Below are 15522 nucleotides of genomic sequence, written 5' to 3'. Positions count from 1 at the left end.
ATGAAGAAAAATTGTGTAAAAATAGGCACGCGGGGCAGTCAGCTTGCCCTGTTTCAGGCCGAATTAACCAAAGCAAAACTGCTGGAAAAATTTCCCGAAATTGAAGTGGAAATTGTAATCATCAAAACCAAAGGCGATAAAATTCTGGATGTAGCTCTTTCCAAAATCGGCGACAAAGGCTTGTTTACCAAAGAAATTGAAAATGCTTTGCTGGCTGGAGAAGTGGATATTGCCGTGCACAGTCTGAAAGACCTTCCCACCACCCTGCCCGAAGGATTAAAGCTTGGTGCGGTGCTGGAACGGGCCGAATTTCGTGATGCACTGGTGAGCAAAGACGGCCGCAAACTTCACGAACTTACAGAGAATGATGTGATTGCCACCTCCAGCCTGCGCCGCAAAGCCAGTCTACTGCGGTACAACAAAAATTTTCAGATTGTGGATATCCGCGGAAATGTGAACACCCGGCTGCGTAAAATGGAGGAAGGTTTTTGCGATGCCATGATTATGGCCGCTGCCGGTTTGCAACGCCTGGAACTGGATAATTACATCACGGAAATTATCAGCCCCAAAACCATTGTTCCCGCTGCCAGCCAGGGAATAATTGCCATAGAATCGCGCATTGGCGACGCAACTACCGAAAAACTTTTAGATGCAATAAATCACGCTCCTTCGTGGATTGCCGGAGAGGCCGAACGCGGTTTTCTGCGTGCCATCGAAGGCGGCTGCCAGGTGCCTGTGGGCTGTTTTTCAAAACTGAACGGAGAAGAAATTACCCTTACCGGTTTTGTTGCCTCAACGGACGGCTCAGTTTATTTGCTCGAAACCGAAACCGGTTCGGTTGACCAACCCAAAGCAACCGGGGAAAAACTGGCTCAAAAACTCATTGAACGTGGCGCTGCAAAAATTATGGAGGAAGTCCGGAATCAATGACGTTACCGCTTCAAAATAAACTGTTTATTTCAACCCGTCCTGCCGGTACTTCCGGCGAGCTGAGCCGTTTATTGCATGAAGCCGGAGCCTCGCTGCTCGAATTTCCGCTTATCGAAATCAAAGCTGCAACTTTGTCTTCGGATGAACAACAACTGTTTTCCCGGCTCGAACAATTTCAGTGGATGATTCTGACCAGCCCCAACGGTGTGCGGTATTTTTTTGAATTTCTGCAGGAATTGACCGGAAGCCAAAAGCTGCCGGAAAGCCTGCAAATTGCCGTTATCGGGGACAAAACCAGCAAAACGCTGGAAAAATACGGATACCGGGCAGCTTTTGTCAACCCCGGTTCCACAGCCGAAGATTTTGTTGAACCATTTGCACGGCACATCGCAACCGAAAATTCAAAAACGAAGATAGTGCTGCCTCTCGGAAACCTTGCCCGGAATGTGATTCAGGACCATTTGGAAAAGTTGGTAGATTGTACCCGAATTGATATTTATCAAACTGAAATGCCCGAAAAAACAGACAAATCCATTGCGAAAAAAATCGAAACCAACCGATACGACATGCTCATTTTTACCAGTCCGTCGGGAATACACCATTTTACTGCGCTTTTTCCGAAACTGAGTAAAAAGAATATTCGTATGGCCTGTATTGGCGATATTACTGCAGGTGCGGCCCGCGAAAAAGGTTTTAATCCCCTCGTGGTTGCCCAAAACAGTTCGTCAGCCGGAATCGTAGAATCCATTTTAAATCATTATATTTCAAAAACATAAAAAAGACATAACTATGACATTTCCAGTAACAAGACTTCGTCGTTTGCGCAGTTCGGAAGTAATCCGCAACCTGGTGCGCGAAACCACCCTCACACGAAACGACCTCATGATGCCGCTGTTTGTTTGTCCCGGGAAAGGCGTGGACAATCCCATCTCTTCCATGCCGGGAAACTCGCAGCTATCTGTCGATAAACTCGTTGAAAAAGTCAAAGAACTGTATGGCAAAGGTGTTCAGTCGGTGTTGCTTTTCGGAATTCCTGAATCGAAAGACGAAACCGGAGAAGTTGCCTGCCAGCATAACGGAATCGTTCAGCAGGCTGTCCGGGCGCTGAAAAAAGAAGTTCCCGGGTTGTACCTGGTTGCCGACATCTGCAACTGCGAATATACTTCGCACGGACATTGCGGCACCATTGTGAACGGCGACGTGCATAACGACCTCACCCTGGAAACCCTGGCCAAACAGTCGGTTTCGCTGGCCGAAGCCGGTGTGGATATGGTGGCGCCCAGTGACATGATGGACGGACGTGTTGGAGCTATTCGTTCGGCACTCGACAAAAAAGGATTTTACAACACGCCCATTATGGCCTATTCGGCAAAATATGCGTCGGCATTCTACGGTCCGTTCCGCGAGGCTGCCGAAAGTGCACCACAGTTTGGCGACCGCAAGACCTATCAGATGGACCCGGCAAACGGCGACGAAGCCCTGCGAGAAGTAGAACTCGACATCGAGGAAGGTGCTGATATTGTGATGGTAAAACCTGCCCTGAATTACATGGATATCATTTTCAGGGTGAAAAATACCTTCAACATGCCGGTGGCTGCTTATAACGTCAGTGGTGAGTTCGCCATGGTAAAAGCCGCGGCTGCCAGGGGATGGATAGACGAAAAAAGAATTGTACACGAACTGCTCACCGGGCTGAAACGCGCCGGCGCCGACATCATTATTTCGTACCATACACAGGAAATTATTCAGGATTTATAGTTTTTAGTCATCTGATGACTTGTTAGTTTTCTCAGAGTAGTCATCTGATGACTTTCTTTAAAATTTTTTAAGAGAATGAATTTCAACAAAAGCATAAAAGCATTTCAGGAAGCACAAAAACATATTCCCGGCGGAGTGAATTCACCGGTGCGGTCGTTTGGCAGTGTGGGCGGTAACCCGCCCTTTATTGCCAAAGCATCCGGCTCAAAAGTTACTGATATCGATGGGAATGAATACATCGACTATGTGGGTTCGTGGGGCCCCATGATTTTAGGCCACGCACATCCCGCTGTAGTGGAGGCCATTCAAAAAACAGCGGCTTTGGGAGCCAGTTTTGGCGCACCCACAGAACTGGAAACGGAAATGGCGCAACTCATCAAAAAGCTGGTGCCGTCCATCGATATGGTTCGCATGGTGAATTCCGGTACTGAAGCCACCATGAGTGCCCTGCGCCTGGCACGGGGTTACACCAACCGCAACCTCGTAGTAAAATTTGAAGGATGCTACCACGGGCATAACGACAGCTTTTTAATTCAGGCGGGTTCGGGCGCCTTAACTTTTGGAACGCCCAACACACCTGGTGTGACCGAAGGAACGGCACGCGATACGCTTAGCGCACAGTTTAACGATCTCGCTTCGGTGGAACAGTTATTCAACAAACACAAAAACCAGATTGCCGCTGTTATTCTCGAACCCATTACCGGAAACATGGGTGTGATAATACCTGAACGGGAATTTATTGAAGGCCTGCGAAAATTATGCAGCGAAAACAACACCGTCCTCATTTTCGACGAAGTGATGACTGGTTTCCGTCTGGGAAAAGGCGGCGCACAGGAGTTGCTTGGTGTTACACCCGATTTAACCACGTTTGGGAAAATAATCGGCGGCGGGTTGCCGGTTGGCGCTTACGGCGGAAAACGGGAAATAATGGAAATGCTAGCGCCCAAAGGACCGGTATACCAGGCCGGAACACTTTCGGGAAATCCGCTGGCCATGGCCGCCGGAATTACTACCCTCAGGCTGCTGGACGAAACTCCGGATTTTTACAAAAATCTGGAAAAAACATCAGCTCTGCTGGAGGAAGGTTTGCAGAACAACCTGAAAGAACTGCAGTTTGACGGGGTAATCAATCGCGTGGGTTCCATGTTTACTTTGTTTTTCACCAAAGAAAACAGTGTAAATTCATTTGCCGATGTCAAAAAATGCGACACTGCATTGTTCGCCGAATATTTCAGGATGTCGCTGGAAAGTGGGATTTACCTGGCACCGTCGCAGTACGAAGCCGGTTTTGTTTCAGCAGCGCATACGAAAGAAGATATTGAAAATACAGTAAAAGCCAGTTACCTGGCTTTGAAAAAATTAAAAGGTTAAAGCATGGCGGAACCCATTTTATTGCAGACTTTAAAAGGAAAACCCACTTCACGCCCGCCGGTTTGGTTTATGCGGCAGGCGGGGCGGGTTTTGCCCAATTACCTGAAATTGAAGGAAAACTACACCTTCTGGCAGATGATGCAACAGCCCAAAGTGGCCGCAGAAGTGACCCTGATGCCGGTGTACGATTTGGGCGTGGATGCCGCCATTTTGTTCAGCGATATTTTGGTGATTCCCTACGCCATGGGCATGGGCCTCGATTTTACCGATAACGGACCGGTTTTCGAAAAACCTTTGGCACAGCGCAGCAATCCGCTGGCAGGGCTAAATTCGGATCCTTCAAAGCTGAATTACATTTATGATGTGGTGGATGAAATCATCAAAACCCGTCCGGCGAATATTCCACTCATTGGTTTTTGCGGTGCGCCGCTCACCGTACTGTTGTTTATGTTGCAGGGGTTGGGCCGCAAAGGCGATTTCCCGGATGCAGTGAAATTTATATACCAACATCCGGAAACTACCCAAAAACTGGTGGATGCCATTACAGAACTTTCCATTGTTTATGCAAAAGAACAAATCAAACACGGAGTAGAAGTATTTCAGCTTTTTGATACACATGCAGGTTTGTTACCGTTCGATTTGTATAAAAAACTGTTTTTGCCAGCAACGGTAAAAATGGCAAATGCGGTCCGGGACGAAAACACGCCTTTTATCTTTTTCCCGAAAGGATTGGGAACTGGCATTGCTGAAATTACACCCGAACATGCCGATTTTTTAAGCATCGACTGGCAAACTTCACTGCCTGCTGCCAGAAAACTGGTGCATCCGAAAATCGGGTTGCAGGGTAACATCGACCCGCGATTGCTCTTTGCAGGCAGGGAAGAAATAGAAAAAACGCTGAACAGTTACATCGAATTCGGCAGTCGAAATCAGAATTGGATTTTCAACCTGGGGCACGGATTTATTCCGGGATTACCTTATGAAAACGCCCGGTTTTTGGCCGATTGGGTAAAAAATACCGACTGGAGACGAAAGAGCTAAAATTTTTGATTCCAAATAAATTGAAAAGCTGCTTAGGAACAAACGATTTCTGAACGGCTTTTTTATTTCATATCGAGTTTTCAACCTGTTTTCGAATCCGGTCAAACACAACCTTACTTTTAACTTCAAATACTAAATTCGTTCGATTAATTCAGTCTTTAACCATTCAAACGCCTCTTTCTGATTATAATTGACACCCGGGCGTAAAAGACCTTCTAAATCTCCAATAAACTCCGGGCTGTTTTCCTTTTCTTCAATATTAGATAAAAATTTCTTTTTCCCCGGAGGCCTTTTCCCTGTTGCGAATGAAGTGTATTCTTTAAAACAGTGTATAATTTCTTCATAATTCAAATTAAAATGTTGGCGGGCATAATTCAAGTCAAATAAGTCCCGTCCTTTACTCCGTTGATATAATGCCCTTAATTTTGTGCCAAGTAATTCATTTATTGTATAAGTTCTGATGTTGGCTATTCCTGAAAACCATTCATTGTTTACTTCATACGAAAAAACAACCCAGTCAAGTAATTTGAAATGTTCCCTGCAATTAATCTCCAGCTTTAATCGCATCCGTATTTCTTCATACTCCGAAGTAAAACGATAAAGAGCTTTTGCTCCGTGTCCTTTAACCTGTGTTACTCTTTCTTCTTCAAAAAATGAGATAACTTCTCCAATTCGTTGCATAATTGGTTTTATTGGACCTGGCTTAACCTGAACCAAATCAATATCTTCAGAATATCTTGGTGTCGGACTGAGATATAATTTGTGCAAAGCTGTTCCACCTCTGAATGCCAGGTTTTCCCTTAGAAATTCATCATTAAAAATTTCAACGAGTACACGTGAGAGAATTAAATCCTGCTCCACCTGCGCAAATTCTTTCCAGGGGGCAAATTTCTGCCATCTTGCAATATATGGACGTGGAATCATAAATCGCTTTCTAATTTAACATTCACATCAACCTTCCATTTATTATTTACGGCTCCCGGTTTTTTGTTGGATTTTGGACTTAACAACACCGGAAAAATTTCCAATGATTTTAAGCGATCAAATATGATTTTCTGAAAATTTTCATTTATTCCCAATTCCCCGAGTATAAAACCAAAACGTTGCAACGTACTTTTACTGGGATACCATCTCAACAGTTCAAGCAAATCTGATTCTTTTAATTCTTCTGTAAGTTCTTCAATGGTGGCAAACATCCTGCTTATTCCCCCCAGCTTAGTTTGATGGTGAATTAAATCAGCTATTGTTAAAGCCGGACTTGATATTTTATACATCCCGGCATCCGATTTTTTAATCTGAATATTTTTTTCAGACCATTTACTTGTTGTAAAAAAACGTATGTCTATATTGTTTTTTGAAATATCATTAAATTTAGGCCTTTCGATGATTACATAATCTCGTTGAATTTGCTGATGGCCTGATCCGTGAAACTTTGCAGCGGAAAAAAGAGCGACGTAGTAATTTCTTTTTAAAAACGAAAATAGTTTCTCACAATAAAGCTGTATCGGCAATTTTTGAGCTGATGAGTATCTGGGTGGAATTATAAGATAGAATCCTTTTCTGAGATTAACAATCTCTCCTTTTTCGGCAAGCCTTAAAAGTTCAAACTTCAATGAAGTTCCTTTACTGCCTGTTTCCCTTGCAACTTCTTCAAGTGAAAAGGAATAATCTTCTACTGATAATAAATATTTGATATATTCTTTAGCATTCACTTTAGTAATTTTTCTATAAAAGTAGCAAATAACGATACTTTACTCAAATTTTTACTAAGATTTTTTAATTTTCTTTACTTGAAAAAATGTATGTTGTATCTTGGCTTTCAGTTGCAAGAAACAAAACAATGCTACCGGCAAACAGTGAAATACAACTTCAATACTTATCTTTGGGCGAATTTTTTACAGAAAATTAAAAACAGAGAACCAGATAAACAGGAAAAACAGATTTACCAGTTTTTGTTGGTTTTATGAAAAATGAAAAGAATTGAAAACATAGCAGAAACCTATCAACATTTGCAGACTGAGATATGCAGCAGTCTTGAAAATGCTGATGGCAAAGGGAAATTCTCTCACGACAATTGGGAAAAAGAGATTGGTGGCGGAGTTACTGCTGTTTTGCAAAACGGAGTCATTATAGAAAAAGGCGCGGTGAACTTTTCGTTTGTCAAAGGAAAGTTTTCCTCTCGAATGGAGAAGTTATTGTGTGAAAAGGCGGAAAATTATGCAGCCACCGGTGTCTCCTCCATTTTACATCCCGAAAATCCGTGGATGCCGATTATCCACATGAACGTAAGGTATTTTGCCCTCGACAACGGCATTTCGTGGTTTGGCGGCGGAATTGATTTGACCCCCCACATCATTGAGCCGGAAAATACAGCGGAATTTCACACTGCCTTAAAAACAACGTGCGACCAGTTCGACAGCCGTTTTTATCCTGAATTTAAAGAGTGGGCCGATGATTACTACTTCCTGCCTCACAGGAACGAAACCCGCGGTGTGGGCGGCATTTTTTTCGACCGGCTCAAATATGACAGTCAGGAAGAATTTGAAAAACTGTTCAATTTTACCGTGGCTTTATCGCAACTCTATCCGGTTATTTACACCAGTTTTATGAAAAAGCATAGCAACCGTCCTTATTCGGAACGCGAAAAAAACTGGCAGGCATTGCGCCGTGGCCGCTACGTGGAGTTCAACCTGATGCATGACCGTGGCACCAAATTCGGACTGGAATCGGGTGGAAACACCGAATCCATCCTGGCCAGTTTGCCGGCAGGTGCAGCGTGGGAATACAACTATTCGCCCCAGCCGGGAGGATTTGAAGAAAAAACTCTCAGTCTGCTCAAAAAGGGCATCGACTGGATAAATCCTAAAAACAATCCATGATTTTTTCAACACACATACCGCTTTTTTTCACCAACCTGCTGAGCCTGGAGTGGCGGATTTTCTACACCTGCCTGGCCACCATCATTGTGAATTTGCCGTTCGGTTACCTGCGCGGCGGACTGCAAAAACTTTCGGTGTGCTGGTTTGTGGCCATCCATGCGCCGGTACCGCTGGTCATTCTAATCCGGCAGTTTCACGGGCTGGAATTAAGCTGGTCGCTGGCGCCGTTTCTATTGGGCAGTTTTTTCATCGGGCAGTTTCTGGGCCGGAAAATCTGGTCGGTTTGGCCTTTACGCAAAAAGCAATACTCGTGCGCTTTGAACCAATGGTTCAACTGATTTTCTTTTCTAAAAAAATTAGTGGTATTTTTCTTTTTCGTTCCCGAAATCACTTCACAAAACCAGCCAGTGCATAAACCAAGGCAGCCTGCCAGTTGATTGCAACTTCGTTGTGGCTGTACGATTCTTCCACATCCACCCAGTCAGTGGCTGTATGGCCGCCACCAACAATGTAGCCGGGCCACGGTGCTTCAATTCCATCAGCTCCTGAGCGGCGGTCGTGCGGGTTCATGGGCGGATTGAGGCCCAGTCCGGTGACAAACGACCGGTTGTAAAAATTGTGCCCTAGAATATGGTTCACTGCATCCAGCGCGGTTTCAACGTAATCGTTGTTCGGTTGAAGTTTATTGGCCACCTGCAGGTTTACCGTTTGGCGGGTAACAGTGCCGTTGCAACCCCAGTAGTAACGGCCTGCCAGCGGACGGTTATACACATCTTCCTGTGCTTTTTTTACCAGTGCATCTGCATTATCGATGATTTTCTGCCGGATGGTTTTTGCAACTTCCGCGTTTTTACCTTCTCTTTTTGAGAGAGCATAAGTGAACATACCCAGGTTGGAAACATCGCTCCAATCCCAGTTTTCATCGATTTCAAACTCCATTTCAGTTGCACGATTTTCAAAATCGGCCAGGCATTGCGGGTCGCCGGTGGTTTGCCACAATTCGGCAGCCGCCCACAGGCGGTCGTCCACATCGCGCGACTGGTAGCCACCCGTGCGAAAATCGCCTTGTTCGAATCTCTTGTATTCAGGATTTTTCTGCAACAACCGGTAGCTTACCCAGGCAGCATCGAGGCATTTTTTGGCATAAGTTGCATCGTACGGTTCAAAATATCGGGCAGCCATGGCCATCATGGCTACAAAATCGGCAGTGGCAGCCGAGCTCCACTCGGTGAAATAGCGTTTTTCATGGTCATCCTGCGGCATAATAAAACCGGAAAAGCTGGTGCGTGTGAGTTTGTGTGAAACTCGCCCTGAGCCGTCGGGATATTGCATTTTCAGAATCCAGTCGATTTCCCATTTCAATTCTCTGAGGAATTCAGGATAACCAGAGGCTGTTTCAGGCAGCTCATAATCAATTTGTTCCAGGTTTTCCTTAAAGTGGTCCCAGGCATAAAACAGCACACCAACCGTAACACCTGCATTTACAATGTATTTACCGTGGTCGCCGGCATCGTGCCAGCCACCGGTGCCGTCGCGCTGTGAGCCGGGATTGCCGATATAATCTTCATACCCGTCGTTGAGGTGACAGTCATCCGTTTCATAAATATTTCCATCGTATTCACCCCTGACGGCCATACCGCATCGCCACAAATAAAAGGCACGATAGCTGGTTTTGGTGGCAAAACGGAAAATATCACCGGCAATTTCAAATTCGGTGGACTTACCTACGCCCGGCACTTCCACGAAATATTTTCCCGGGGTTTTCAGAGCCGAAAAATTGGCCGTCCAAACGTTTTGGTTTACGTCCTTCTGAAATTCGGGTCCGGTTGTTTTTCCGGAGAAAACTTCATTGCCGTTTTCGGCATTCACCACTTTAAAGGATTCACATTGGTGGGGAATAACAGCCGTTTTTTTGTATTCCGGCAAAAACCCAATGGAGTTCAGGTGCACCGGAAACGATTGTCCGAAAACTGAAAATGAAAGGATTAACAAAAAAACCAGGGAGGAAACTACTCTTCTCATTACTGTTGATTTAGGTAAAAAATATTTTTCAGGGTTGAAGATATGGAAATTTTTTTAATTGTGGAATTTACAAAAAGAAGAAGTATTCCCTGATATTCCAAATTGGATTTATAACAACTTTTTAAAAAAATTGAACCAAGTTTACAGTAAAAAGCCTGTCAGTAGAAGTAATCAAATGTTATTTTAAAAAGTTCAAAAGTTCAATTTTAATTAAAAAGCAAGTACTGCTTCTATATAATTTTCAACTTTCTCCTATGTGTATAAACTATTTGACTTATAGTGTGTTGTTGAATCAGGTTATAAAGAATAGGTCGTTTCCACATTAGAAAAAAAGAATAAAATCAGTCAAGTTAAATCAATTTTTAATTTCAATATAAGATATACGTGTCTTTTTATTTTGTATATTATGAATCTGGTAAAATGATAAAAATAACACCATAATTATTAATTAAAATGAAAAAAGTAAGTGATTCTGAGATTAATTCAACACGGGAAGCCATTCAGGAAACGACCCGGATTTTTGAACAATCTATGGCAAATGCAGATGCGGCAGGTGTTGCCGGTTGCTATACGGAAGATGCAGAGTTTATGGCTCCCAACGGTGAGTCAATAAAAGGAAGGAAGAATATTCAAACAACCATGGAGGAATACATCAGCCAGGGTTTTACACAGTACAAAGTAACCTCATCAATTGTGTATGGAAATACTGGTGTGGTTGGTGTACAAACAGAATATAAACTCAGCCAACAAGGTGGAAAAAATATGGATATTGGAAAATCGATTCAACTCTGGAAACAGGAAGATGGCGTATGGAAAATATTCAGAGATTGTTTTAATTCGAATTTACCGGCTGGCTCATAAAATATTTGTTGTCGAATTTCGGTAAAAATCAATTTGATATTCTATTCAAGGGAATCGGAATTTCTGTATTTCATTTATTAACCATTAAATTATTTATCATGCATCAGGTATCTAAACATCACGCAGAACATTTTGCCCGGCAATTATTGCATGCGCATCAAAATCTTTCTGAAGAAAAACAAATTGGGTTGGGAGGCCCCGGCGCTGAAACACTTGAAGCCTTATTTTTAGGCACTCATGGCGGCAATGCCAAATTTTTACATGAAATGCTCACACGTGCCCTGGAGGGTCATATCCAATTCAGGAAAAATTATTATCCTGATGATCCGGATTATATCGATACTTCCATTCAAAACTCTGCTGGTTTTGAAAACACCATGCAATTGATGGTAAATGAGCTTGATAAACTCATTTCACAATTACAGGAATCGGGTACTTTTTTCAGTATGCGCAGCATTGGACACATGTTGTGGGACACAACCATGCCGGGCATTCTGGGTTATTTTGCAGCCTTGCTGTACAATCAGAATAATGTTGCCGCCGAAGCTTCGCCTGTAACAACTTTGCTGGAAATGTATGTTGGAAATGATTTGTGCAAAATGCTGGGTTACGCTGTACAACCTATTGGTCAAAATACTTCAGAAAAATCATTGCCCGATAACCGGATTACGGGTTGGGGTCATATTACATGCGATGGTTCGGTGGCCAACCTGGAAGGATTGTGGATGGCGAGGAATTTAAAATTTTATCCGGTAAGTGTGCGTGCTGCTATCCAAAATGAAGCTGCTTTTCAGAACATTAAAAATTTTGAAGTAAAACTTGCGAATGGAACTATGGCAACGCTTGCAAACCTTGACGACTGGACGGTGCTTAACCTGGCCATTGATGATGTGCTGGATATTCCAAACCGGATAAATAAGCAATATGGCATTGATACAGAAACGATCAACTCGGCTGTTTCAAAATATTCTGTGCAGGAAATCGGGTATCATCAGATTTTGCAAAAATACCTGCCTTCCATTTGTGAATCTCCCGTATCCATCTGTTCAGGAACCAGGCATTATTCCTGGCCAAAGGGAGCAGCCATTTTGGGAATTGGATCGGATAATATGTGGAGTCTTCCGGTAGATTTAAATGCAAGAATGGATTTAGTTCAACTGCGCCAATCGCTTGATCTTTGTCTTGAAAAGAAAATTCCCCTGATGAATGTAGTGGCAATAATTGGAACCACAGAAGAAAGCTCTGTAGATCCGTTGGCTGACATTCTTATCTTGAGGGACGAATACCGAAATCGGGGTCTTGAATTTGCCATTCATGGCGATGCAGCATGGGGTGGCTATTTCAAAACGATGATGAACAGCAGTGATGAAAGTACTCCTCACTCCTTTAAACAAATAGATGAAGCGGGTATGGCAAAACTGCCTATGAGCGATTATGTAATCAATCAGTACAAAGTTTTACATCATGCCGATTCCATAACCATTGATCCGCATAAATCGGGCTATGTGCCATACCCTGCCGGTGGATTATGTTACCGCAATTCTGCCATGCGAAACCTCGTTTCCTTTACAGCGCCGGTGGTATATCACGGCGGCGTTGATCCCACTGTTGGCGTTTATGGCGTGGAGGGTTCAAAACCCGGAGCCGCCACCGCCGCTGTGTATTTAAGCCACAAGGTGATACGACCCAATATGGATGGCTATGGAAAACTTACTGCCGAATGTTTCTTCAACGCAAAACGTTTATATGCAGCCTTGGTCTGTTTAAATATTGCCGACCTGCCTTTTTTTGTGGTTCCGCTTATCCCCATCCCTGCCATACAACAAGGTCTTGGCCCGGCAGCGGTGCAACAGCAGTATGAATTTATCAGAGACAGAATTGTTAACAAAACCAACGACCAGCTTCTTGCCGACCCGGAGGCATTTCAATTATTTAAAATTCTGGGCGGCGACCAAACCATTGTTACCTACCTGTACAATTTTTATAACAGCAACGGTACGCCAAACAGTGACATGCAGAAGGTGAACGACTTCAATAATGAAATTTACAGGAAATTTAGCTATAAACCTTATGAGGATAATACGCGGAATACCGAAATTGTGGTAACCTCTTCCGCTTTTACCCGCGAGTCAGATGGAAATTTACTGATAGACAGTCTGCGTCAAAGGCTGGGTGTGGTAACTGATCCTGATGCGCCCATAAATTTTATTATCTCTACCTTGATGAATCCCTGGCTCAGTAATACGGTAAATGGTTCTTTTATCCCTCAGTTAATTTCAATTATCACAAAAAATGTTTCGGAAATTGCCGAAGATGTAAAATCCGAAACAACTTAATCAGTAACCACTTAATTAATTAATAATGAAAGCAAAAAATATTTTTGGAGAAAATATTGATGAGATAAAATCAAAGTTTTTGCAGGCTACCAGCGATGGCTTTTCGCCAAATCTTGCCATTGCGTTTTGCTCCATTAAGCAAAACAGAAAAGAAATAACCGATTTTTTAAACGAAAAGAAAGTCGATGTTTTTGGTTCCACAACAGCAGGAGAGATAATTGACTCGGAAGTGATGGAACAATCAACTGTTATTATGCTGCTGGATATAAAAAAGGAGCACTACAAAATATTTCAGGAAGCATCGGCGGACACGTTCAAAATATCCAACAACTTAGCCTTGTTTGCCCAATCATCGTTTGCCAACCCCTCTGTGGTTGTAGTTTCAAGTGGACTGACAATTGATGCAGAACAAATCATTCAAGGATTTCATGCTGTAGATAAAGATATTCCTTTATATGGCGGGCTTGCAGGTGATGATTTAACCATGAAAAACTCGTTTGTATTTAGCAATGATTATGAATCTTCTACTGGCCTGATTGCCCTGGTTTTTGACAATGACAAGATAAATGTACAGGGAATTGCTACCAGCGGCTGGGATAATATTGGCATCGAAAAAACAATTACCAAATCGGTTGGTAACGTGGTTTACACCATTGATGATGAACCGGCAGTAGATGTATTTGTAAAATATTTTCAGTTTACTGAAAGTGTGGACAACACCGCTGAAATTATTGCACAAAACTTTGCCCAATACCCACTGCAGCTTACCAAAGACAATGGAAATACGGTACTGAGAGCGCCTTTAATGGTAAATATTGAAAGCCGTGCCTTAATTTTTGCAGGTGGCATTCCGGAGGGCAGCAAAGTAAAATTCTCTGTTCAGCCCGGATTTGATTTAATCGAAAAAACAACCAAACGGGTAAGCGTATTGAAATCAAGTATCCCCGAAGCCGATGCACTCATTATGTTTTCCTGTAAGGCAAGGCACATGGCTTTAGGACCCATGACAGGCGATGAAGTAGGCATGATTAGAAGTTTATGGGATAAACCTTTAATTGGTTTTTTTACCTATGGCGAAATTGGCACTGCAAAAGACAGTACTTGTGATTTTCATAACGAGACCTGTTCGATGGTCATTTTAAAAGAAAAAAGTTAATGGAGCGATTATTAATTAACCAAACAAATCAATTAATTGGAACAACTAAAAAAAATCATCCAGGAGTTAACTATTTCCGAGGAGGATAAAGCATTAATTTTTCAGCAAATTAAGGCCGTTGAAAAAACCATTGCAATTGCTGAGTTTAAATACAACCGCACGGTTTTGGATAAAGCTGCCATAACGAATGTGCTTAATGCAAGTATTCAGGAAATAGAAAAACAAAAAAAGGATATTGAAGCGGCAAAAAATGAGATCAGCCAGAACCTCATTGAGTTGGATGCCCAAAAAAAATTAATTGAAGAAAAAAATATTGCACTTAACAAAGCAATTAATAAACTTAAATCTACCCAGACCCAGCTCATCCAGGCAGAAAAAATGGCCAGCCTTGGCGAGCTCACCGCCGGCATTGCACATGAAATACAGAACCCGCTGAACTTTGTTAATAATTTTAGCGAACTGAGTAAGGAGCTGATTGGCGAAATGAATGAAGAGCTGGCAGTTGGCAACTGGCAGTTGGCAAAAGAGATTGCAGGCGATGTTGAACATAATCTCGAAAAAATAAATCACCACGGCAAACGCGCTGCAGATATTGTAAAAGGTATGTTACAACACTCGCGCACCTCAACCGGACTAAAAGAACCAACCGATATTAACGCTTTGGCCGACGAATACTTGCGGTTGGCATATCATGGCTTCAAAGCAAAAGATAAAAGTTTTAAGGCTCAATTTAAAACCGACTTTGACCCGAACCTTCCCAAAATCAACTTGGTACCGCAGGATATTGGCCGGGTGTTGCTTAATCTGATAAACAACGCGTTTTATGCGGTAAAAGCCCCCCCGCCCCCCAAGGGGGGGATCAAGGAAACCCAATCAGAATATAAACCGCTGGTGATAGTTAAGACCTCTCACCTCCCCCCCTCGGGGGGAATGAGGGGGGCTTGTTTGATTAGTGTTGCAGACAATGGCAATGGGATCCCCGACTCCATAAAAGACAAAATCTTCCAGCCTTTTTTCACAACCAAACCCACCGGGTCAGGTACCGGACTGGGATTGAGTTTAAGTTATGATATTGTGAAAGCGCATGGTGGGGAGTTAAAAGTAGATTCTCAGGAAGGAATTGGTACAGTGTTCAGTGTTATATTGAAAAATAAGGTTTTGTAAATTG

Annotated in this window: 14 protein-coding genes; 11 read left to right on the top strand and 3 right to left on the bottom strand. The window is 43.0% G+C overall.

What is annotated here, in order from left to right; translation table 11 throughout:
• The 5 genes from hemC to hemE all read left to right on the top strand — a co-directional run bounded on the left by hemC (position 1) and on the right by hemE (position 5100).
• A complete protein-coding gene (gene hemC, locus ACESMA_RS00710; protein ID WP_372946820.1) occupies positions 1–930 on the top strand; it encodes a hydroxymethylbilane synthase in 930 nt (309 codons plus the stop codon).
• Entirely contained in the window at positions 927–1706 is a 780-nt protein-coding gene (locus ACESMA_RS00705) for a uroporphyrinogen-III synthase (protein ID WP_372946819.1), read from the top strand. The genes hemC and ACESMA_RS00705 overlap by 4 nt, the downstream gene beginning before the upstream one ends.
• A 13-nt stretch (positions 1707–1719) precedes the next feature.
• Complete coding sequence (gene hemB / locus ACESMA_RS00700) at positions 1720–2688, top strand: porphobilinogen synthase (protein ID WP_372946818.1); 969 nt, start codon at positions 1720–1722, stop codon at positions 2686–2688.
• 75 nt (positions 2689–2763) lie between these two features.
• The gene (hemL, locus tag ACESMA_RS00695) at positions 2764–4059 is read left to right on the top strand and encodes a glutamate-1-semialdehyde 2,1-aminomutase (RefSeq protein WP_372946817.1); all 1296 of its coding nucleotides are present in this window, start codon (positions 2764–2766) and stop codon (positions 4057–4059) included.
• Between the two features lie 3 nt (positions 4060–4062).
• The gene (gene hemE / locus ACESMA_RS00690) at positions 4063–5100 is read left to right on the top strand and encodes a uroporphyrinogen decarboxylase (protein WP_372946816.1); all 1038 of its coding nucleotides are present in this window, start codon (positions 4063–4065) and stop codon (positions 5098–5100) included.
• Positions 5101–5232: 132 nt separating this feature from the next.
• Here hemE and ACESMA_RS00685 read toward each other — a convergent pair whose 3' ends face one another.
• The gene (locus ACESMA_RS00685) at positions 5233–6024 is read right to left on the bottom strand and encodes a nucleotidyl transferase AbiEii/AbiGii toxin family protein (protein WP_372946815.1); all 792 of its coding nucleotides are present in this window, start codon (positions 6022–6024) and stop codon (positions 5233–5235) included.
• Positions 6021–6812: a type IV toxin-antitoxin system AbiEi family antitoxin gene (locus ACESMA_RS00680; protein ID WP_372946814.1), complete on the bottom strand. Its 792-nt coding sequence runs from the start codon at positions 6810–6812 to the stop codon at positions 6021–6023. Before ACESMA_RS00680 ends, ACESMA_RS00685 begins: the two co-directional genes overlap by 4 nt.
• Before the next feature lie 258 nt (positions 6813–7070).
• On the opposite strand from ACESMA_RS00680, the gene hemF reads away from it, so the two are divergent.
• Entirely contained in the window at positions 7071–7979 is a 909-nt protein-coding gene (hemF, locus tag ACESMA_RS00675) for an oxygen-dependent coproporphyrinogen oxidase (RefSeq protein ID WP_372946813.1), read from the top strand.
• The gene (locus ACESMA_RS00670; protein ID WP_372946812.1) at positions 7976–8317 is read left to right on the top strand and encodes a hypothetical protein; all 342 of its coding nucleotides are present in this window, start codon (positions 7976–7978) and stop codon (positions 8315–8317) included. The genes hemF and ACESMA_RS00670 overlap by 4 nt, the downstream gene beginning before the upstream one ends.
• A 49-nt stretch (positions 8318–8366) precedes the next feature.
• On the opposite strand, the gene ACESMA_RS00665 is transcribed toward ACESMA_RS00670, so the two are convergent.
• Entirely contained in the window at positions 8367–10001 is a 1635-nt protein-coding gene (locus ACESMA_RS00665) for a glycoside hydrolase family 9 protein (protein WP_372946811.1), read from the bottom strand.
• Positions 10002–10454: 453 nt separating this feature from the next.
• Here ACESMA_RS00665 and ACESMA_RS00660 point away from each other — a divergent pair, with 453 nt between their 5' ends.
• The 4 genes from ACESMA_RS00660 to ACESMA_RS00645 all read left to right on the top strand — a co-directional run bounded on the left by ACESMA_RS00660 (position 10455) and on the right by ACESMA_RS00645 (position 15518).
• Positions 10455–10862: a YybH family protein gene (locus ACESMA_RS00660; protein WP_372946810.1), complete on the top strand. Its 408-nt coding sequence runs from the start codon at positions 10455–10457 to the stop codon at positions 10860–10862.
• Between the two features lie 98 nt (positions 10863–10960).
• The gene (locus ACESMA_RS00655; protein ID WP_372946809.1) at positions 10961–13198 is read left to right on the top strand and encodes a pyridoxal phosphate-dependent decarboxylase family protein; all 2238 of its coding nucleotides are present in this window, start codon (positions 10961–10963) and stop codon (positions 13196–13198) included.
• 25 nt (positions 13199–13223) lie between these two features.
• Positions 13224–14354 (top strand): FIST signal transduction protein, encoded by a 1131-nt coding sequence (locus ACESMA_RS00650; RefSeq protein ID WP_372946808.1) that lies wholly within the window; start codon positions 13224–13226, stop codon positions 14352–14354.
• Positions 14355–14390: 36 nt separating this feature from the next.
• A complete protein-coding gene (locus tag ACESMA_RS00645) occupies positions 14391–15518 on the top strand; it encodes an ATP-binding protein (RefSeq protein WP_372946807.1) in 1128 nt (375 codons plus the stop codon).
• The last annotated feature ends 4 nt before the right edge of the window (positions 15519–15522 follow it).

Origin of the sequence: Mariniphaga sp. (assembly GCF_041687215.1) — a bacterium.
Classification (GTDB): domain Bacteria; phylum Bacteroidota; class Bacteroidia; order Bacteroidales; family Prolixibacteraceae; genus Mariniphaga.
The sequence above is the reverse complement of the archived record's forward strand: the minus strand, read 5'-3'. Positions and strand labels throughout refer to the sequence as shown.